The following is a 20,523-nucleotide window of genomic DNA, read 5'->3' on the forward strand; positions in this document are numbered from 1 at the left end:
ACGGCGACGACGACGAGCGCGGCGATCGGCACGCCCGCGATCCACAGGCCCGCCCGCACCTGCGTGCGTCGGATCGTCGGCGGGGCGTGCGAGGAGCGGGCGAACTCGGTGGCCGCCACGAGTTCGGGGGCGGCGGCCGGGGGAGCCGGTTCCGGCTGGGGGGCGGTCGTCCTCGAAGGCCGGGACCTCGACGACCAGGTCGGCCGGGTCCGGTCGGCCGGGCAGCTCGTCGTACTGGTTCGTCATGCGGGCCTCCTCGTCGTGACCGTCCACCCAGTATCGCGCTCGGACACCGGCCGCGCACGACGCTCCGCCCGCCGCGGTCAGGCGTACCGCTGTGCCGCGCGCAGCGCCGACCCGGTGTACGACCCGCCGAACAGGAACACGTGCAGCAGCAGGGGCGCGAGCTGGTGCAGTTCGACGCGCTCCTGCCAGCCGTCGGCCAGCCGGGACTCCCGGTCGTAGGCGGCGAGCACCGTCTCGAGCCGGGGCAGCCCGAACAGCCCGAGCAGCGCCAGGTCCGTCTCGGCGTGCCCGCCGTGCGCGATCGGGTCGATGAGCACTGCCCCGGTCGGCTCCGACGAGTCGGTCGGCCAGAGCACGTTGCCCGCCCACAGGTCGCCGTGCAGTCGCGCCGGTCGGTCGCCGACGAGCGCCGGCTGCGGCGACCCGAGGGTGCCGTCCTGCACCCGGTCGGCGACCCGGTCGAACACGGCGGCCTGGTCGTGGTCGAACCCGCCGGCGTCGACGATGCGGCGGACGAAGTCCCGGATGCGGTACTCGGCGAAGAACTCGCCCCACGTGGCCGGCGCGCGCTCGGCGCTGACGAACGGGGTGCGCGAGCGCCCCATGCGCAGCGGCGACCCGGCCGGCCAGCCCGCGGGCGGCGCGCCCCAGTGGTCCGCACCGGCGGCGTGGGTGTGCGCGAGGGAGCGTCCGAACCGCTCCGCCTGCGCGGCGGTGGGGGAGCCGTCGGAGACCAGTTCGAGGTCGAGCACCGTCCGGCTCGGCCGTCCGAGCACCCGCGCCGTCCTGGTGCCGCCGTCCGGCTCGGCGGCCGCGAGCCACTCGAGTCCGGCCGCCTCGGCGGCTGCCTCGTCGGGGGTGGTGAAGGTCTTCACGTGCGTCTCGGCCATCGCCCCATCCTGCCGACGACCGCGGCGTGCCCGTTCAGCGCCCGGTCACCCGGCGGCCCGCCCGCGCCGGGCCGCGTGCACGACCAGCGCGAGCTGCACCCGGTTCTCGACGCCGAACTTCTCGTAGACGTGGCCGATGTGCGTCTTCACCGTGGCGAGCCCGACGAACAGGTCGGCGGCGATCTGCGCGTTCGACGCCCCGTTCGCGACGGCGAGGGCGACCTCGGTCTCGCGCTCGGTGAGCAGCGCGAGCAGTCGCCGCTCCGCCGCCCCGTCGGTGTCGGGGCGCACCGGCCCGGCGTCCGGTGCCGCGGCGAACGCGATGACGCGGTCGAGCACGGACGGCGACAGGATCGACCGGCCGGCGGCGACGGTGCGCACGGCCTCGACGAGCTCGTGCGGCGGGGTGTCCTTGAGCAGGAACCCGCGGGCACCGCTCCGGAGGGCGCCGAGCACGAGGTCGTCCCCCTCGAACGTCGTCAGGACGAGCACGGCGAGTTCCGGCCGACGCCGCAGTTCGCGAGCGGTCGCGACCAGGCCGTCGCAGCGCGGCATCCGGATGTCCATGAGCACGACGTCGGGTTCGGTCGCCGCGATGACGCCCTCGGCCTCGAGCCCGTCACCGGCCTCACCGACGACGTCGAGGCCGTCGTCGCCGCTGAGTAGCAGCCGGAGGCCGGCGCGCACGAGCTGGTCGTCGTCGACCAGGACGACCCGGACCGGTGCGGTCACGCCGTCCACGGCAGCACCGCCTCGACGGTCCAGACGCCCTCGACACCGGCCCCGGCGCGGAAGGTGCCGCCGACGAGCCGGGCGCGCTCGGCGAGGCCGCGCAGCCCGTGCCCGACGTCGATCGTGCCGGCGTCGGCGGCGTCGTCGGTCGACGCGACCGGGTTCGTCACGACGACCCGCAGGGCCGGGGCGGGGAGCAGGTCGAGCACCACGTCGACCGGCCGCCCGGTCGCGTGGCGGCGGGCGTTCGTCAGGGCCTCCTGCACGATGCGGTACGCGTGGCGACCGACGACGGCCGGCACCGTGTCGAGGTCGCCGAGCGTGGCCCGGACCGTCGTCCCCGCGGCGCGCGCCTGGTCGAGGAGCGCGGGCAGGTCGCCGAGCGTCGGCTGCGGAGGCGCGGTGCCGGTGACCTCGTCGCCCCCGGTGGACGCGGGGTCGCGCAGGACCCCGAGCACGTCGCGCAGGTCGGTGAGCGCGGCGTGCGCCTCGGCGCGGACCACGCCGGCCGCGGCCGCCGTCTCGTCGGGGGAGAGCGCGGGACCGCGGTACTCGAGCGCCCCGGCGTGCAGCGCGACGAGGGACAGCCGGTGTCCGAGCACGTCGTGCATCTCGCGGGCGATGTGCGCGCGTTCCTGCTCGCGGGCGCGGTCCTCGCGGAGCTGCTGGTCGCGTTCGAGCAGGGCAGCGCGTTCGCGGAGCGACACGACGAGGGCGCGGCGCTGGCCGACGCCGATGCCGATGGCCGCCAGCAGGGCGACGACGACGGCGGCGGCCACCACGACCTGCCACAGCGGTGTGGCGTCGTCCGGCACGAGCAGGCCCTCGTACACGATCGTGGCGACGACCATCACCGCGCTCGTCACGGCGATCTCGACGACGCGACGGCGGGTGGCGACCGAGACCACCGCGAGTGCGGCCGCCCCGATCGCCAGCGTCGAGACCGCGCTCAGCGCGACGACCACGATCGTTACCAGCAGGGGCGCACGGTGTCGGAACGGCACGAGCAGCAGGGCGAGGAACCCGCACAGCAGGTCGGCGACGAGCAGACCGCCGACACGGGCGTCGTTCCACCCCGCGGTGTCGAGCGTCGACCAGACCAGGGCGAAGGCGGTCACGCCGGCCAGCGCGGCGACGGCCAGCCGCCAGGTCTCCGCCCAGATGCGTCGACCGACGGGGACGGCGGGCAGGGTCGCGGTCGTGGTCATGCTCCGAGCCTAGGAAGCCGGGGCTGTCGGCGGATCCACCGAAGGTCGTACGCGCTCAGACCGCGTCGACGAGCGCCCGGGCCAGCGGGTGCCACTCGCGCGACACCGGCCCGCTCAGCACGAGCGTCCGTTCCAGTCGTCGGGCCATCGGCACCATGACGAGGTCCGGCGGCAGCATCACGCGTCCGAGCGTCGGCACGATCGAGACGCCCTCGCCCCGTTCGATCATGCCGAACATGGTGCTCATCTCCCGCACGCGGTGGGCGTAGCGGAAGGGACGCCCCTCGAGCTCGTGCAGCTTCTGGATCTGGTACTCGCAGCCGCCACCACCGGCGACGAGGCCGTCCTCGTGCAGGTCGTCGAGCGAGAGCGCGGGCAGTTCGGCGAGCGGGTGGTCCCGACGGACGACCGCTGCCATCTCGTCCTGGGCGACGACGACCCCGCCGACGGGGACCGGCGAGGGGTCGACGAGCACGGCGGCGTCGACGGTGCCGGCCTCGAGCCACTCGGGCATCTCGTCGTCGTCCCCCTCGTAGACCTGGACGTCGACGTCCGGCAGGGTCACCGCCCACAGCTCGCGGAGTCGCGGCAGCAGGCCCTGGCAGACGGTGGGGACGGCGGCGAGCCGCACGGTGCCGCGGGCCGTGGCGGGCCGGACCATCGCCTCCAGGGCGTCGACGGAGGCGAGCACGCTGCGGGCGTGGGCCAGCAGACGCTCGCCGAGGGGTGTCGGGGTCGCGACGCCGCCGCGGCGGACCACCGGTCCGCCCACCTCGCGCTCGAACCCGGCGACGGCGTGCGACACCGCGGACTGGCCGACGCCGAGCTCGGCGGCGGCCGCCGTGAACGAGCCGGCGTCGAGCGTCGTGACGAACGCCCGCAGCTGCGGGACGGAGACGGTCATGCGTGCTCCTCATGTCGGTATGAGCGACATGCGTTCGCGACATGCCGCCCGGTTGTCGAGACTGTACCTCGTGAACGCCGCCCTCTACGTCCTCGTCGCCCTCACCTGGGGTTCGAGCTTCCTCTTCGCGAAGATCGGACTCGACGGCCTCGCGCCCCAGCAGGTCGCCACCGTGCGGACCGTGCTCGGCGCCGTCACGCTCGTCGTGGTGCTGCTCGCGACCCGGCGGCGCTGGCCCCGGGAACCGCGGGTGTGGGGGCACCTGGCCGTCGTCGCGGTGTTCCTCAACGCGCTGCCGTCGTCGCTCATGGCGTGGGCCGAGCAGACGGTGCCGTCGGGACTCGCGAGCATCTACAACGCGACGACCCCGATCATGACGCTGGCCGCCCTCGCGGTGCTCGTGCCGTCCGAGCGGCTGCGCGGCCGGCAGGTGCTCGGGATCGTGCTCGGCATCGTCGGGGTCCTCGTGCTCGTCGGGCCGTGGGACGTCCTCACCGACCCCGAGGTCCTGGCGAGCGTGCCGGGACAGGTCGCGCTGCTCGGCATGACGGCGTCCTACGGCGTCGGGCTCGCCTACCTGCGCCGGGTCGCGGTGGCGAGCGCGTACGACCCGGTCACGTTGGCGACGGTCCAGCTGACGCTGGCCTCGGGGATGCTCCTGGTGGTCGCGCCCGGCATCGCGACCGGTCCGGTGCAGCTGGACGGGAGGATCGTGGCCGCGATGGTCGCGCTCGGTTGCGTCGGGACGGGGCTGGCCTACGCCTGGAACACGCGCCTGGTGCAGGCGTGGGGCGCGGGTCGCGCGTCCACCGTGACCTACCTGACGCCGGTGGTCGGGGTGGCGCTGGGCGTGCTCGTGCTCGGGGAGCGGGTGCGGTGGAACGAGCCGGTCGGCGGCCTGGTCGTGCTGCTCGGCATCGCGCTCGCGTCCGGGGTGCTCGGGCGTCGCCGGACGGCGGTGCGGACCGCGGTCTGACAGCGGGGCCCCGTGGCGTGCGGCGCCGACGTCCGGTGCCGGGTCAGTCCTCGTCGAGGTGCGCCGACAGCGGCGGACCCGGGTGCAACACGCCGTTCACGATCGCCTGGATCGCGAACTCGCTCGCCGCGGCGAGGTCGACGGCCGACGGGTCGAGCAGCCACTGCAGCTGCAGGCCGTCCATGACCGCGAGGACCGCCGCCGAGGCGTGGTCGACGGTGCGCAGGTCGGTCACGCCCTCGGCTGCGCAGAGCGCACGGAACGCGTGGTCGACGTCGGACCGCAGGGTCCGGTACCGCTGCTCGAAGTAGGCGCGCGCCGGGTGGTCGTCGGTCACGGACTCGGACGACAGGACCGTGTAGACCTGCACGATGCCGGGCCGGAGGCTGTTGCGCAGCACGGTCGACACGAAGTGCACGAACAGGCCAGCGCCGCCCGGCATCTGCTTGCCGTCGAGGTCGGCGACGTCGTCGCGGTCGCGGAACTCGATCACCTCGAGCAGCAGGGCCTGCTTCGAGCCGAAGTGGTGCAGGACGCCCGCGCGGGTGATGCCGACCTGGTCCGCGATGTCGGCCAGGGTGCCGTTCGTCGAGCCCTTCGCGCCGAACGTGTCGACCGCCGCCCGGAGGATGTCCTGCCGCTTGCGTTCGGTCTCGGGTCGTGGCGTGGCACTGCTGGCAGTCGTGGTCATCGCACCGGTCTCCCGCCTTCGAGTCGCTCGTCACACTACACCGGATCGTTACTTGCTTTCTGGTCAGTAAGTACGTTACGTTCTGCCGCAGTCGCCTGTTCAGCAGGCCACGGAAACGACGAAGTTCCCGAGGGAGAAGCAATGAGGCTCAAGAAACACCTGATCACGGCGACCGCAGTCGCCGCGCTGGGCGCCATGGTGCTCACCGGATGCTCGAGCGGCGGCCAGGGCGGCTCCGGCGGCTCGGGCTCGTCGACCCTGACGATCGCCAAGCCGGACGGCGCTGCCGTCCTCGCGACGCAGATCAACAACCCGTTCATCAGCACCGGCTCCGGCATGTCCCTCGGGTACGACCGGATGATCTTCGAGCCGCTCGCGATGGTCAACCCGGTGGGCGACAACCAGACCACCCCGTGGCTCGCCTCGAAGGTCACCTGGAACGACGACTACACGAAGCTCACCGTCACCCCCCGCGAGGGCGTGAAGTGGAGCGACGGCGAACCGTTCACGGCGGACGACATCGTCTTCACGTACTCGCTCATCAAGGACAACCCCGCGCTCGACCTCGGCGGCCTGAAGCTGACCAGCATCGAGAAGGACGGCGGCGACGTCGTCATGGACTTCAGCGAGTCGAAGTTCGTGAAGCAGGGTGACGTGCTGCACGTCAGCATCGTCCCCGAGCACCAGTGGAAGGACATCGCGGACCCGACGAAGGACGCGGTCAAGGACGCCGTCGGCACCGGTCCGTACACGATCTCGACCTTCTCGTCGCAGGGCGTCGTGCTCAAGGCCCGCTCGGACTACTGGGGCGGCAAGGTCCCCGTCGCGCAGCTGAAGTACCTCGAGTACAACGACAACACCGGCCTGCTGCGCGGTCTGCAGAACCGTGAGACCGACTGGGCGCAGATCTTCATCACCGACTTCGAGAAGAACTACGTGCAGAAGGACCCGGAGCACAACGTGTTCTGGGGCGCCAACATCCTCAGCCCCGACATGATCGTCGTGAACACCACGAAGGCACCGTTCAACGACGTCGCGCTCCGCAAGGCCGTCAACATGGTCATCGACCGCAAGGCGCACGCCGAGAAGGCCCGCAGCAACGCCGGGCCCGAGCTGAAGAACGTCACCGGCATCCCGCAGCCGACCGGCGACCAGTACATCGCCGACGAGTACAAGGACCAGGAGTTCTCGATCGACGTCGACGGCGCCAAGAAGGTGCTGACCGACGCCGGCTACACGTGGAAGAGCGGCGCACTGACCGACCCGTCGGGCAAGGCAATGTCCTTCACGCTGCAGAACCCGCAGGGCTGGAACGACTACGTCACCGGCATCCAGCTCATCGCCACCCAGGTGGAGAAGACGCTCGGCGCCGACGTCAAGGTCGCGACCCCCGACGCCGACACCTGGACCTCGAACGTCGCCACCGGCAACTTCGACGCCGTCCTGCACTGGAGCGGCTCCGGTTCGAACCCGTGGCACATCTACGACGACACGATGAACGGCGCCTACCTGGAGCAGGAGTCCGGCGGCAAGGTCGCCGACAACTTCGGCCGCTACGACAACCCGGAGGCGACCAAGCTGCTCAAGGAGTACGCCGCGGCCTCGGACGACGCGACGCGCAAGGAGGCGCTCGACGAGGTCCAGAAGATCTTCGTCGAGGACGTCCCGGCGATCCCGATCGGCACGCACCCGCAGCTCGGTGAGTACAACACCCGGAACTTCACCGGGTGGCCGAGCGAGGAGGACCAGTACGCCACGGCCGACCCGACGCAGCCGTGGGCCGTCCAGGTCCTCATGCAGCTGAAGCCGGCGAAGTAGCACCTCCACTCCAGTCCGGGGCGGGGCACGGACCACCGCGTCCCGCCCCGGACGTCGCGGTCAGCAGGAAGGCGACGAGCACATGACCGACACACTCCTCTCCGTGCGCGACTTCTCGGTCGTGTACGACGTCGACCCGCCGGTGCGCGCGGTCAAGGGCGTCACCCTCGACATCCAGCGCGGCGAGATCGTCGGTCTCGCCGGCGAGAGCGGATGCGGCAAGACCACCCTGGCGTACGGGGTCCAGCGACTCCTGCGGCCGCCGGCCGTCATCACCGACGGCAGCGTCGTGTTCCACGACCGTTCCGGCGAGGACGTCGACGTCAACGCGCTCGACGTCGAGGCCATGCGCCGCTTCCGCTGGGACAAGATCTCGATGGTCTTCCAGGGCGCGATGAACGCGCTCAACCCGGTGGCGACGATCGGCGCCCAGCTCGACGACGTGTTCGTCGTGCACCGCCCCGACCTGGACCGCAAGCAGCGCCGTCGTGCCGTCGTCGAGCTGCTCGACATCGTCAAGGTCGGCGCGCAGCGCTTCCGGTCGTACCCGCACGAGCTCTCCGGTGGCATGCGGCAGCGCGTCATGATCGCGATGGCGCTCGCGCTCCGTCCGCAGCTCATGATCATGGACGAGCCGACCACCGCGCTCGACGTGCTCGTCCAGCGCGAGATCCTCAGCCAGATCTCGCAGCTCCGGCACGAGTTCGGGTTCTCGGTCGTCTTCATCACCCACGACCTGCCGCTCCTGCTCGAGATCAGCGACCGCATCGCGATCATGCGCGAGGGCGAGATCGTCGAGCTGGCGACCGCCGAGCGCATCTGGAACGACCCGCAGCACGACTACACCCGCAAGCTCCTGGCATCGTTCCCGCGTCTGACCGGGGAGAAAGGGGTGGTCGTACGATGACGACCCTCGAGTTCACCAACGTCACGAAGGTCTACAACGTCCGGGGCTCCGGACAGCTCAAGGCCCTCGACGACGTCAGCTTCACGCTGTCCTCCGGGCAGACCATCGGCCTCGTCGGCCAGTCCGGCAGCGGCAAGTCGACGATCGCGAAGATCCTCACGCAGCTGGAGCGGCCGACGTCCGGGCAGGTCCTGCTCGACGGGTCGCCGATCCCGACCTCGGGCAAGGGACTGCGGAAGTACCGGCAGCAGCTGCGCATGGTCTTCCAGGACCCCTTCGCCTCGCTGAACCCGTACCACTCGATCCGCCACCACGTCGAGCGGCCGCTGCGGCTCGACCGGGTCGTCCCGCGCGACCAGGTCGACGACGAGGTCCGTCGGCTGTTGGAACGGGTGCGCCTGGACGCCGACGCGGTGATCGACCGTCGCCCGCACGAGCTCTCCGGCGGTCAGCGGCAGCGCGTCGCGATCGCCCGTGCCCTGGCGTCGCGTCCCTCGCTGCTCGTCGCCGACGAACCGGTCTCGATGCTCGACGTCTCCATCCGCCTCGGCGTGCTCAGCCTGCTCGCCGAACTGCAGCGCGAGGAGGGGCTCGGCGTCCTCTACATCACCCACGACCTCGCCACGGCGCGGCACTTCAGCGACGAGATCATGGTCCTCAACCAGGGCCGCGTCGTCGAGAGCGGCCCCGCCGACGACGTCATCCTGCGCCCGCAGGACCCCTACACGCGCGAGTTGCGCTCCGCTTCGCCCGACCCCGAGAAGCACTTCCGGGACCTGTCGGCACAGTCATCAGGAGGTGCGCGGTGAGCGCCGAACTGCAGACCCCGGTCGACCCGACGCTCGTCGGCACGACCGCCACCGGCACGGACGGGCAGCGCAGCCGCGTGCCGTGGCGGTTCATCGGTGGCCGCGTGCTCTTCTATGCGTTCACCCTCTGGGCCGCGATCACGATCAACTTCTTCCTGCCGCGCATGCTCAAGGGCGACGCGGTCGACGCGTTCATGGCCCGCAGCCAGGGGCAGCTGACGCCGGACGCCGAGAAGTCCCTGCGGGCACTGTTCGGCCTGGACACCTCGGTGCCGCTCTGGCAGCAGTACCTCGACTACTGGAACATGCTGCTGCACGGCAACCTCGGCATCTCGATCTCGACGGGCCTCGCACCGGTCGGTGAGGCCATCGCCTCGGCGCTGCCGTGGACGCTCGGCCTCGTCGGCTTCGCCACGATCATCTCGTTCCTCATCGGCACCGCTGTCGGCGCGGTCATCGGCTGGCGCCGCGGCAGCAGCCTGGACGCACTCGTCCCGATCACGACGTTCCTCGGCACCGTGCCGTACTTCTGGCTGGGCCTCATCTTCATCGCCGTGTTCTCCACCGCCCTCGGCTGGTTCCCGGCCGGCCACGCCTACGAGATCGGCGTCGAGCCCGGGTGGAACGGCCCCTTCATCCAGGAGGTCGCGTCGCACGCGGTCCTGCCGGTCGTGACGATCGTCATCGTCTCGCTCGGCGGCTGGGTGCTCGGCATGCGCAACATGATGCTCACCGTCCTCGACGAGGACTACATCACGGTCGCGCAGGCGAAGGGCATGCCGAACCGTCGCGTGCTGTGGAAGTACGCCGCGCGGAACGCGGTGCTGCCGCAGATCCAGAGCTTCGCGCTCGCCATCGGGTTCATCGTCGGCGGCACGCTCGTCATGGAGATGGTGTTCTCCTACCCGGGCATCGGACTCCTGCTGCTCAACGCCACCAACGCGAAGGACTACGCGCTGATGCAGGGCATCTTCCTCGTCCTCGTCCTGGCGGTCCTCGTGGCGAACGTCATCGCCGACATCGCCTACGCCGTCCTCGATCCCCGTACCCGTCAGACGGAGGCCTGATCATGAACAGTCCAGCCGAGAAGACCCCCGTCCTCGTGCAGCCGGTGGGCGCCGGCGCCCCGGAGACCGCGGCCGTCCTGACCACCGAGCCGGCAGGCCCCCGCCGCGGCGGCGACAAGACCTTCTGGTCGCAGCTGCGGGCGTCGACCGCGATGTTCGCCAACCCGAAGTCCGCCACCGGGCTCGTCATCCTCGGGGTGTTCGTGCTCGTCGCGGTCTTCGCTCCGCTCATCGCCCCGGCCGACCCGCACGCGCAGAACCTCGACGCGACGCTCGAGCGGCCGTCGTTCCGGCACCTGCTCGGCACCACGCACATCGGGCAGGACGTCTTCAGCCAGCTCGTCTACGGCACGCGCGGCGTGCTGGTCGTCGGGTTCCTCGCGACCATCATGGCGACCGTGGTGGCGATCGCCGTCGGCGTCACCGCCGGGTACCTGCGCGGGTGGAAGAGCGAGTCGCTGTCCGCGCTGTCGAACGTGTTCCTCGTCATCCCCGGGCTCCCGCTGATGATCATCGTCGCCTCGCAGTTCCAGGACCCGCCGCTCTGGGTCGTCGCCGCCGTGCTCGGCTTCACCGGCTGGGCGTGGGGCGCCCGGGTGCTCCGCGCGCAGACCATGTCGCTCCGCAACCGCGACTTCATCCAGGCGGCCCGCGCGAACGGCGAGCCGCTGCACCGGATCATCCTGGTCGAGATGCTGCCGAACCTCATGGCGATCATCGCCTCGAGCTTCGTCGGCACGATGACCGCGGCCGTCCTCGGCCTGACGACGCTCGCGTTCATCGGGGTCATCCCGGTGTCGAACCTGAACTGGGGCACGATCCTGTTCTGGGCGCAGCAGAACAACGCGTTCCCGGACTACTGGTGGTGGTACGTCCCGGCCGGGCTCTGCATCGCCCTGCTCGGTGTGGCGCTCTCGCTCATCAACTTCGGCATCGACGAGTACGTCAACCCGCGCCTGCGCTCCGCCGGTGAGCGTGCCCGTGCGATGAAGCGCAAGGGCATGAACGTCAACGCCGCCGTCACCCAGGTCCGTCCGGTCCGCACGGCCGCCGACCCGGACGACCGCGATCCGTCAGGGGACCGCGCATGAGCACCACCGCACCCGCCGCCGCGACCGACGGGCGGCCGGACGGCGCCCCGGCCTACACCGACCCGTCCCTGCCGACCGCCGACCGCGTCGCCGACCTGCTCGCCCGGATGACCGTGGAGGAGAAGGTCGGGCAGATGCTGCAGCTCGACGCCCGCGACGACCTGCGCGACCACGTCCTGCGGCGGAACGTCGGCTCCGTCCTGCACACGTCGCCGGAACGCATCCTCGAGGCGAACCGGCTCACCGCCGAGACGCGCCTGCGGATCCCGCTGCTCGTCGGCGAGGACTGCATCCACGGGCACTCGTTCTGGCCGGGGGCGACGATCTACCCGACCCAGCTCGGCATGGCCGCGTCGTGGGACACGGACCTCGTCGAGCGGGTGGCGCGTGCCACCGCACGCGAGGTCGCCGCCACCGGCGTGCACTGGACCTTCTCGCCGGTGCTCTGCATCGCCCGGGACCTGCGGTGGGGGCGCATCAGCGAGACCTTCGGCGAGGACCCGTTCCTGATCGGCGAGCTCGCCAGCGCGATGGTGCGCGGGTACCAGGGCGACGGCCTCGACGACCCGACCGCGATCCTCGCCACGGCGAAGCACTTCGCCGGTTACTCGGAGACGCAGGGCGGCCGGGACGCCAGCGAGGCCGACATCTCGCGTCGCAAGCTCCGCAGCTGGTTCCTGCCGCCGTTCGAACGCGTCGCCCGCGAGGGCTGCCGCACGTTCATGCTCGGGTACCAGAGCACCGACGGCGTCCCGATCACCGTGAACGACTGGCTGCTCAACGAGGTGCTGCGCGGGGAGTGGGGCTGGACGGGCACCCTGATCACCGACTGGGACAACGTCGGCCGCATGGTCTGGGAGCAGCAGGTCCAGCCGGACCACGCCCACGCGGCCGCCGCCGCGGTGCGCGCCGGCAACGACATGGTGATGACCACGCCCGCGTTCTTCGAGGGCGCCCTCGAGGCGGTCGAGCGCGGCATGCTCGACCCCGACGCGTTCGACGCCGCGGTGGCGCGCATCCTCACGCTCAAGTTCGACCTGGGCCTGTTCGAGGACCCGCGGCTGCCCGCCGCCGACCTCGACGACGTCATCGGCACCGAGGAGCACGCGGCGCTCAACCTCGACGTCGCGCGCCGGTCGATCGTGCTGCTCGAGAACGACGGCACGCTGCCCCTCGACGAGTCGGAGCCGCTCCGGGTCGCGGTCGTCGGACCGCTCGCCGACGACGCGCAGACGCAGCTCGGCGACTGGGCCGGCGGGTCCGGTCAGGCGGGCTGGCTCGACGGCCAGCCGCGGTCGATGATCACCACGGTGCTCGACGGTCTGCGCGGGATCGGGACGTGGGACGTCCGCCACGCGACCGGTGCCGAGATCCTGAGCCTCGAGCAGGACCCGCAGGGCGCGACGTTCCCGGACGGGCAGCCCCGGCCGCCGGTCGTCGTGCCGGCCCCGTCCGACCCGGCGCTGCTCGCCGAGGCCGTCCGCGCCGCCGAGGAATCGGACGTCGTCGTCGCCGTGGTCGGCGACCGCATCGAGCTCGTCGGCGAGGGGCGCTCCACCGCCACGCTCGACCTGATCGGCGGCCAGGGCGCGCTCCTGGACGCCCTCATCGCGACGGGGAAGCCCGTCGTGGTCGTCCTGCTCGCCTCGAAGCCGCTCGTGCTGCCGCCGTCGGTGGCGGACGCCGCCGCGGTCGTCTGGGCGGCGAACCCCGGCATGCTCGGTGGTCGGGCGCTCGCCGAGCTGCTGGCCGGCCGGGTCGAGCCCTCGGGGCGCCTGCCGATCTCGTTCGCCCGGCACGTCGGGCAGCAGCCGACGTACTACAACCAGATCCGCGGGCAGCACGGCGACCGGTACGCCGACCTGACCCAGGAACCGGCGTGGGTCTTCGGCGAGGGCCGTTCGTACACCACCGTCGAGTACACCGACCTGGCCGTCGTCGACCCCGAGCTCGGCCCGGACGACACCGTCGTGGCCGAGGTCACCGTCCGGAACACCGGCGCGCGGCCGACCCGTGAGACGGTCCAGCTCTACGTCCGCGACGCGGTCACGAGCGTCAGCTGGGCGGACCGCGAGCTCAAGGCGTTCCGGCAGGTGGACGTCGCCCCCGGCGCCGCGGTGCGGGTGCGGATCGAGCTCCCGGTCGCGGACTGCTCGATCGTCGACGCCGCGGGCGTGCGCCGGGTCGAGCCCGGAGCCTTCGAGGTGCTGGTCGGACCGTCCTCGCGGCCGTCGGCACTGCACGCCGCGCGCTTCACGGTGACGGGCTGACCCGGTCACGCGGTCGGCGTCGGTCCCGCGACCGTACGCTGACCGTGTGACCGACTCCGGCAGACCCTCGACCGCCCGGCTGCTGTTCGCCTCGTCCCACCCCGGGCCGACGGTGACCGTGACGGTCCTGGCCACCGTGCTCGCCGCGGCCGTCGGGCACCCGGTCTGGCTCGTGGTGCTGGTGGCCGCGGCGGTCGTGGCCGGGCAGCTCTCGATCGGCCTGGCGAACGACTGGATCGACGCCGACCGCGACCGTGCCGTCGGACGGAGCGACAAGCCCGTCGCGCGGGGTCTCATCGACGTCCGCACCGTCCGCACGGCGGCGTTCGTGACCGCGGCCGTCGCCGTGCTGCTGTCGATCGGCCTCGGTCCGGTCGCCGCGGTCGCGCATCTCGTGCTCGTGGCGGCGGGCTGGGCCTACGACGCCGGGCTGAAGCGCACGGTGTGGTCGGTGGCGCCGTTCGTGGTCGCGTTCGGCGCGTTGCCCGTCGTCGCCGTCGCCGCTGGTCCGGCCGGGCAGTGGCCGGCGCCGTGGGCGGTCGCCACCGGCGCGGTGTTCGGCATCGCGATCCACTGCACCAACGTGCTGCCGGACCTGGTCGACGACGCCGCCACCGGGGTCAGGGGCTTCCCGCACCGGCTCGGGCTGCGCGGCGCGGGTGTGACGGCGTTCGGCGCCCTCGTCGTGGCGGCGATCCTCGTGCTCGGGGGCCAGCTGGCCGGGGACGACCCGGTGCGCGGCGTCGGCGTCGTGCTCGCCGTGGGCGGCACCGCCGTGGTCGTCGTCCTGGCGGCGGTGGGCGTGCGGCTCGTGGTCGCCGGTCGGGCCTCGCGGACGCTCTTCCGGCTCGTCATCGCGTCGTCGCTCGTCCTCGTGGTCGAGCTCGGGCTGGCCGGGGCGCGCCTGGTCGGGTGACGCCGGCCGTGACCTGGTGGAACGTGCCCGCCACCGGCTCGGCCCGGCCGGCGCGGGGGAGCCGACCAGACGACCGACGTGCGCCGTCAGGCCCAGCGCATGGCGTAGAGCCGGGCCAGGCCGTGCGCGGTCGGGAGCGCCAGGGCGGACCGGAGCACGGCCTCCCGGGCGACCGCCGCGACCGGGCCGAGCGGACGCCCCGTCGCCATGTTCGCCTCGGCCTGGCGGGCGGCCCGGCGGGCCGATGCCTGTCGCCGAGCGGCGTACCGCGGCCACGGGCCGGCGGCACCGGAGGCGACCGCACCGGCGAGCAGGGGTGCGAGGTCGACGGCGTCGAGCCAGCCGAGGTTCATGCCCTGGCCGCCGATCGGGCTGATCTCGTGCGCCGCGTCGCCGACCAGGACGACGCGGCCGACCCCGACGCGGTCGGCGGTCCGCCGTCGGACGCCGAACGTGCTCGTCATGGTGCAGCTGGTGGGGTCGGGGTCGGCGCCCGTGCGGGAGCGGACGAGCGCGGCCAGGCGGGCGGCGGCCTCCGGGTCGGGCGTGCCGCGGTCGCCCGCGCCGGACGGTGTCGGGGCGTCGGCGGGCAGGAGGGCGACGTACCGACGGCGTCCGCCGGGCAGCGGGAACGACTCCGTCACGCCGTCCGGTCCGACGTCGACGAGTGCTGCGGTCCGGGCCGAGGGGTCCTCGGGGTCGGCGAAGTCGCCCATCAGGTAGCGCTCCGGGTAGTCGCGTCCGGTCGTGCGGATGCCGAGCAGGGCGCGGACCGCGCTCCGGCCGCCGTCCGCGCCGACGACGAACGACGCCCGCAGGGTGGTCGTCGCGCCGTCGGGGCCGACGCCCGAGGCGACGACGTGGTCCGGGTGCCGGTCCAGCCCGGAGACGGTCGTGCCGGTGGTCAGCGCTCCCGGCGCGAGTGCCTCGAGACGCTCGCGGAGCAGGGACTCGGTGCGGTGCTGGTCGAGCGTCGCGACGTAGGGGTGGGTGGTCGAGGCACGCGCGAACGACAGCGTGCCGAGCGTGCGGCCCCGGCTGCGTGCGACGCCCCGGCGGACGAGGACGGCCTCGGCGAGCACGGCGCCGGCCAGCCCGACGGCCGCGAAGGCGTCGAGCGAGGGCGGGTGGATGCCGATCGCGCGCGAGCCCACGGGCGGTTCCGTCCGACGTTCCCACACCCGGACGTCGAGCCCGCGGGCGGCGAGCAGGACGGCCGTGAAGAGGCCGACGGGTCCGCCGCCGACGACGAGGACGTCGGTGCGGTCACTGGTCACGGGCCGAGCCTACGGTCCGACGGGGTCCTGCGCGGGCGCGGCGGTGGCCCGGGCGGCGGCAGACCGCGCCTCGAGCCGCTTGCGGAAGCGTTCGACGGGCACCTCGACCGCGTAGGCGGCGCCGATCGACACGACCAGGACGGCGGCGACCAACCCGATCGTCCCCCAGGCCCCGATCGCGAAGGTGCCGAGCAGGGCGATCACGAGCGGGTGCCAGAGGTACGCCGAGTACGAGACCCGTCGGCCGAACCAGGAGACCGGGGTCCACGCGAGTGCGGCGGAGACGGGGGAGCGCACCGAGACGAGGCCGCCGATGAGCAGCGCCGACACGAGCGCGGTCGCGGGCAGCACCACGCCGAAGGTCCAGGCGTGCTGGGTCCAGTCGTCGTCGATCCAGACGAGCACCCCCACCAGGAGCGCGAACCCGAGCCAGGTCGCCACGGTGCCGGCCAGACCGGCCGCGAGCACGCGGACCCGGGCGTCGTCGAGCAGCAGGGCGAGCGCGCATCCGACCGCGAGCGGCACGACGCCGAGCACCGGCGAGAAGTAGACGTCCGGCGTGGCACCGCCGCTCGGGGTGCGGTAGCTCAGCCACGACGCGACCGAGGCGCCGACGACGAGTGCGCCGAGTCCGGTGAGCAGCCAGCGTCGCCGGGTCCGCAGCGTGGCGAGCAGCACCAGGACCGGCGGCCACACCAGGTAGAACTGCTCCTCCATCGACAGGCTCCACGTGTGCGCGAAGACCCCCTGCGTGGTGTCCCAGAACGCCCGGAACAGGTTGCCGGTGTAGGTGAGGGCGATGAAGGCGGCCTCTCCCGCCGAGAAGGTCGCGCCCTTGTAGTCGCCGACCCAGTTCCAGAGCAGGAGCCCGACGACCACGAACGCGAGCAGCGCCGGGTAGAGCCGCAGCAGTCGCTTGCCCCAGAACGTCCCGAGCCGCACCCGACCGGTCCGGCGCCGCTCGCCGAGCAGCAGCGTGGTGATGAGGAAGCCGGAGAGCACGAAGAAGACCGTGACGCCGATGAAGCCGCCCTCGAACTGCGGCACGTGCAGGTGGTACAGGACCACGACGAGGATCGCGAGGGTGCGCAGTCCGTCGAGGGCCGGCGCGCGGTGTGTCAGCGGCGGCGGCGGTGCGGTCGGGGACCCGGCAGCTCGGGCGTCCGCAGCGCGCGGGGGAGCACCGACCCGCGATCGCGCGGGCGTGAGCGTGTCCGTGGTCACGGTCCTCCTGTGCGGTGTCGGGCGGCCGGAGGCCGCGCCCGGAACTGCCTGCCGGGTCATCCCAGGGTGCTCCGCCCGCCCTTGAGGAACCTCAGAGTGCCCGCGCCTTCCGTCCGGCACCGGTCCTGGGCGCTGCGTCCAGTGAACAGGAGACGTCGGGTGTCGTGGTCGGATCCGGCGGTTCTGCTCACCGGGCGAGTGCGCGTCCCGCGCGGACGGGCCAGTCGCGGGACGGGAGGCCCGTGGCGGCGCCGCCACGCGCCTCCCGTCCGTCGTCGGTCCGGATCGCTGCGTTCAGTGAGCAGAAGACGTCGGGTGCCGTGGTCGGACCCGGCGTGTTCTGCTCACTAGGCGCGGCCGCTCCCCGAGGCTGCGCCGCGCGGCCTCAGCCCGCCGACCGCACCATGGCGGTGAGCGCGTCGAGCCGTTCGTGCACGAGCGTGCGGAACGGCCGGGCCTCGTCCGGGGCGATCCACTGCGCGAACGCCAGGTGGAAGACGGTGACGGCGGTCTCCGCGGCCATCGTGGCGGTCGGCTCGGCCACGCCGCGTTCCCGCAGGAGCTCGCCCAGTCGTGCCGTCAGGGTCGCGAGCTTGCCGAGTTCGCGCTCGCCGAGGGCGGGGGTCGCGTCGATGACGACCTGCCGTGCACGCGACCAGGCCCGTCGCTCCTCGGGGAAGAAGCCGACGGACCCCTCGAGGGCCAGGCGGACCAGGGCGAACGGGGCCGTGCCGTCCGGCGCCGAGCGGACGGCGTCGCTGAACATGCCGAGGAAGCCCTCCTGCCCGGCGAACAGCACCTCGGGCTTGTCGGCGAAGTGCCGGAAGAACGTGCGCTCCGTGACCTCGGCCTCGGCGGCGATCCGGGCGACGGTGGTCGCGTCGTAGCCCTCGCTCGTGAAGAGCTGCAGCGCGACGGCCTGCAGTCGTTCACGCGTTCCGGGTTGCCACCTGACCATGGCGAGAGTCTACTGATGACAGCGACTGACATGGAGTGCTACGGTGACGTCAGTTCATGACATCACCGTCGTGGACGCCTGCGAAGGGAAGCACTCATGCACGTGTTCGTCACCGGGGCCTCCGGCTGGATCGGCTCCCACACCGTCGACGACCTGCTCGCCGCCGGCCACACCGTCAGCGGCCTCGCCCGTTCCGACGCCTCGGCCACCGCGCTCGAGGCGAAGGGCGTCGCGGTCGTGCGGGGCGGCCTCGACGACCTCGACGTCCTCGCCGGGGCCGCGGCAGCCGCCGACGGCGTCCTGCACCTCGCCAACAAGCACGACTGGTCGGATCCGGTCGGCACGAACGCCGCCGAGCGCGCGGCCGTCGAGGCCCTCGCCGGCGCCCTCGTCGGCACCGACCGGCCGCTGGTCGTGGCGTCGGGCGTCGCGGGGCTCGCCCAGGGGCGTCCGTCGACCGAGGCGGACGTCAACCCGTTCGTCGGGCCGGACACCATGCGCGGCGGCAGCGAGAACCGCGGGTTCGACTTCGTCGACCAGGGTGTCCGCTCGATCGCGGCCCGCTTCAGCCCCACCACGCACGGCGCCGGCGACCACGGCTTCATCGCCGAGATCGTCGCGGCAGCACGGCGGTCCGGCGTGTCCGGGTACATCGGCGACGGCACGAACAGCTGGGCAGCCGTGCACGTCACGGACGCCGCACGGGTGGTCCGGCTCGGCCTCGAGCAGGCACCGGCCGGCACGCGCGTGCACGCCGTCGCCGAGACCGCGATCCCGACCCGGCAGATCGCCGAGGCCGTCGGCGCAGGACTCGGGTTGCCGGTCACCTCGATCGACCCGGCGGACGCGGACGCGCACTTCGGGTTCATCGCCCGGTTCTTCGGCATGGAGATGTCCGCCACGTCCGAGGCCACCCGTGCGCTCCTCGGTTGGGAGCCGACGGGGCCTGGTCTGCTCGAGGACATCGCCGCCGGCGCCTACTCCGAGCCGCGGGTCGCGTAGCCGGGGCGACCAGCCGCCGGACGGGAGGGTCGTGGCGGCGCCGCCACGGGCCTCCCGTCCGGCGCCGGTCCGGACCACCGCACATGGTGAGCAGGAATGGTCGGGTGCCGTCGTCGGACCCGACCGTTCCTGCTCACGAAGCGAGCGGGCCGTGCCCGCGCCGCCCTGCTACTCGGCCTTCTGCATCTGCCAGGGCTCGGGTTCGCGGTCGCCGTTCGGACGCACGGGACGCACGTCGCCGACGATCGGGATCGCCCGCTTCCGCATGAACCACAGGTAGCGGACGAAGAAGTGCGACAGCGTCGACAGCCGGTTGCCGTTGCCGAGCAGCGAGGCGATGTGCACCGCGACCCAGGCGAGCCACGCGACCGGGCCGACCATCGTGATGCCGCCGCGCAGCTGGGCGACCGCGGCGTTCGTGCCGATCGTCGCCATCGTGCCCTTGTCGAAGTAGGTGAAGTGCTCGGTGGGCTTGCCCTCGAGCAGGCGCTTGATCTGCTTCGCGACGTGCTTGCCGCCCTGCAGCGCGGGCTGAGCCAGCTGGGCGAGCGCGTCGTCCTGCGCGGCGATGTCCCCGGCGGAGAACACCCGGTCGACACCCTGCACCGCGAGGTCGTCGCCCACCTTGATGCGGCCGCCGTGGGTCTGCGGCATGCCCCAGCCGGAGACCTCCTTGTGGGCGGCGACGCCGGTCGCCCAGATCACCTGCGAGGCGGGGATGAACTCGCCGTCGGCGGTGGTCACGCCGTCGCGCTGGACCTCGGCGACGCCCGTGTTCAGCCGGAGCACGACCCCGCGCTTCCGCAGGACCTTCGCCGCGTACCGGCGCAGACGCGGTGCGAACGGCTTGAGGAGCTCGCCACTGCGGTGCACGAGGGTGATCGAGATGTTGCCGCGCTCGATCTCCGGGTAGGCGCCGACCAGCGCCTGGTCGCGGAGCTCGGCGAGGGCACCGGCCATCTCGACGCCGGTCGCGCCGCCACCGACGATGACGATGCGGATCTCGTCCGGGCCCTGGTTCGCCGCAGCCTCTTCGAGGCGGGTGAACAGCTCGTCGCGGATCCGGAGCGCCTGCGAGCGGGAGTACATCGAGTAGGCGTACTCGTACGCGCCGGGGGTGCCGAAGTAGCTCGTGTTCACCCCGTTCGCGAGCACCAGGTAGTCGTACTGCAGGTGCTCGCCGTCGGACATCTCGGCGATGCGTTCGTCGGTGCGGATGCCGGTGAGCAGGCCGTGGCGGAACTCCGCGTTGGCCTGTCGGGCCCGCAGGCTCCGCAGGAAGTACGTCACGTCGCCGGCGTTCAGCCCGCCCGTCGCCACCTGGTACATGAGGGGCTGGAACATGTTGTAGACGTGCCGGTCGACGAGCGTCACCCGGACCGGTGCGTCGGCGAGCTCCCGCATGGCGGCGACACCGGCGAATCCTCCGCCGACGATGACGACGTGCGGGCGGGTGTCCTGGGGCATGCTGGTTCCGGCTTTCCTCGGCGAGTGGGTCACCCACGAGGGTACGCGCGCTGCGGCGCGCTCCGGTCCA

General features: G+C 72.7%; 18 protein-coding genes. 9 read left to right on the plus strand and 9 right to left on the minus strand.

Annotation, left to right across the window (positions count from 1 at the left end):
* Nucleotides 1-323: 323 nt before the first annotated feature.
* The 4 genes from BIU94_RS11795 to BIU94_RS11810 are packed head-to-tail and all read right to left on the minus strand — an operon-like array spanning nt 324 to nt 3,980.
* The gene (locus tag BIU94_RS11795) at nt 324-1,136 is read right to left on the minus strand and encodes a fructosamine kinase family protein (protein ID WP_071260455.1); all 813 of its coding nucleotides are present in this window, start codon (nt 1,134-1,136) and stop codon (nt 324-326) included.
* A 45-nt stretch (nt 1,137-1,181) separates the two neighbouring features.
* On the minus strand, nt 1,182-1,877 hold the full coding sequence (locus tag BIU94_RS11800; RefSeq protein ID WP_083404784.1) for a response regulator transcription factor: 696 nt from the start codon (nt 1,875-1,877) through the stop codon (nt 1,182-1,184).
* Nucleotides 1,865-3,076 (minus strand): sensor histidine kinase, encoded by a 1,212-nt coding sequence (locus BIU94_RS11805; protein WP_071260457.1) that lies wholly within the window; start codon nt 3,074-3,076, stop codon nt 1,865-1,867. Before BIU94_RS11805 ends, BIU94_RS11800 begins: the two co-directional genes overlap by 13 nt.
* Before the next feature lie 55 nt (nt 3,077-3,131).
* Complete coding sequence (locus tag BIU94_RS11810) at nt 3,132-3,980, minus strand: LysR family transcriptional regulator (RefSeq protein WP_071260459.1); 849 nt, start codon at nt 3,978-3,980, stop codon at nt 3,132-3,134.
* Nucleotides 3,981-4,050: 70 nt separating this feature from the next.
* On the opposite strand from BIU94_RS11810, the gene BIU94_RS11815 reads away from it, so the two are divergent.
* Complete coding sequence (locus tag BIU94_RS11815; RefSeq protein ID WP_083404785.1) at nt 4,051-4,956, plus strand: DMT family transporter; 906 nt, start codon at nt 4,051-4,053, stop codon at nt 4,954-4,956.
* A gap of 43 nt (nt 4,957-4,999) precedes the next feature.
* Here the strand turns inward: BIU94_RS11815 and BIU94_RS11820 are convergent, their stop codons facing one another.
* Entirely contained in the window at nt 5,000-5,647 is a 648-nt protein-coding gene (locus BIU94_RS11820) for a TetR/AcrR family transcriptional regulator (protein ID WP_071260462.1), read from the minus strand.
* 141 nt (nt 5,648-5,788) lie between these two features.
* On the opposite strand from BIU94_RS11820, the gene BIU94_RS11825 reads away from it, so the two are divergent.
* The 7 genes from BIU94_RS11825 to BIU94_RS11855 all read left to right on the plus strand — a co-directional run bounded on the left by BIU94_RS11825 (nt 5,789) and on the right by BIU94_RS11855 (nt 14,525).
* Nucleotides 5,789-7,465: an ABC transporter substrate-binding protein gene (locus BIU94_RS11825; protein WP_071260464.1), complete on the plus strand. Its 1,677-nt coding sequence runs from the start codon at nt 5,789-5,791 to the stop codon at nt 7,463-7,465.
* Between the two features lie 82 nt (nt 7,466-7,547).
* A complete protein-coding gene (locus tag BIU94_RS11830; protein ID WP_071260467.1) occupies nt 7,548-8,372 on the plus strand; it encodes an ABC transporter ATP-binding protein in 825 nt (274 codons plus the stop codon).
* Nucleotides 8,369-9,181, plus strand: coding sequence for an ABC transporter ATP-binding protein (locus BIU94_RS11835; protein ID WP_071260470.1), 813 nt, complete (start codon nt 8,369-8,371; stop codon nt 9,179-9,181). The genes BIU94_RS11830 and BIU94_RS11835 overlap by 4 nt, the downstream gene beginning before the upstream one ends.
* Complete coding sequence (locus BIU94_RS11840) at nt 9,178-10,248, plus strand: ABC transporter permease (protein WP_071260472.1); 1,071 nt, start codon at nt 9,178-9,180, stop codon at nt 10,246-10,248. The genes BIU94_RS11835 and BIU94_RS11840 overlap by 4 nt, the downstream gene beginning before the upstream one ends.
* Before the next feature lie 2 nt (nt 10,249-10,250).
* On the plus strand, nt 10,251-11,339 hold the full coding sequence (locus BIU94_RS11845) for an ABC transporter permease (protein WP_083404786.1): 1,089 nt from the start codon (nt 10,251-10,253) through the stop codon (nt 11,337-11,339).
* Entirely contained in the window at nt 11,336-13,609 is a 2,274-nt protein-coding gene (locus BIU94_RS11850) for a glycoside hydrolase family 3 N-terminal domain-containing protein (RefSeq protein WP_071260474.1), read from the plus strand. Before BIU94_RS11845 ends, BIU94_RS11850 begins: the two co-directional genes overlap by 4 nt.
* A gap of 46 nt (nt 13,610-13,655) precedes the next feature.
* The gene (locus tag BIU94_RS11855; protein WP_071260476.1) at nt 13,656-14,525 is read left to right on the plus strand and encodes a UbiA family prenyltransferase; all 870 of its coding nucleotides are present in this window, start codon (nt 13,656-13,658) and stop codon (nt 14,523-14,525) included.
* A gap of 86 nt (nt 14,526-14,611) precedes the next feature.
* On the opposite strand, the gene BIU94_RS11860 is transcribed toward BIU94_RS11855, so the two are convergent.
* The 3 genes from BIU94_RS11860 to BIU94_RS11870 form a co-directional block, all read right to left on the minus strand.
* Entirely contained in the window at nt 14,612-15,802 is a 1,191-nt protein-coding gene (locus BIU94_RS11860; RefSeq protein ID WP_071260479.1) for an FAD-dependent oxidoreductase, read from the minus strand.
* Nucleotides 15,803-15,811: 9 nt separating this feature from the next.
* Entirely contained in the window at nt 15,812-17,026 is a 1,215-nt protein-coding gene (locus BIU94_RS11865) for an acyltransferase (RefSeq protein ID WP_071260482.1), read from the minus strand.
* 385 nt (nt 17,027-17,411) lie between these two features.
* Nucleotides 17,412-17,984 (minus strand): TetR/AcrR family transcriptional regulator, encoded by a 573-nt coding sequence (locus tag BIU94_RS11870; RefSeq protein WP_071260486.1) that lies wholly within the window; start codon nt 17,982-17,984, stop codon nt 17,412-17,414.
* A gap of 96 nt (nt 17,985-18,080) precedes the next feature.
* Between BIU94_RS11870 and BIU94_RS11875 the strand changes: the two genes are divergently transcribed.
* Nucleotides 18,081-18,986 carry an NAD-dependent epimerase/dehydratase family protein gene (locus BIU94_RS11875; protein ID WP_071260489.1) on the plus strand — a complete coding sequence of 302 codons (906 nt, stop codon included), beginning with the start codon at nt 18,081-18,083 and terminating at the stop codon, nt 18,984-18,986.
* A 168-nt stretch (nt 18,987-19,154) separates the two neighbouring features.
* On the opposite strand, the gene BIU94_RS11880 is transcribed toward BIU94_RS11875, so the two are convergent.
* Nucleotides 19,155-20,453: an NAD(P)/FAD-dependent oxidoreductase gene (locus tag BIU94_RS11880; RefSeq protein WP_071260491.1), complete on the minus strand. Its 1,299-nt coding sequence runs from the start codon at nt 20,451-20,453 to the stop codon at nt 19,155-19,157.
* Nucleotides 20,454-20,523 lie beyond the last annotated feature (70 nt).

This window comes from Curtobacterium sp. MMLR14_006, assembly GCF_001864985.1.
Classification (GTDB): Bacteria; Actinomycetota; Actinomycetes; order Actinomycetales; family Microbacteriaceae; genus Curtobacterium.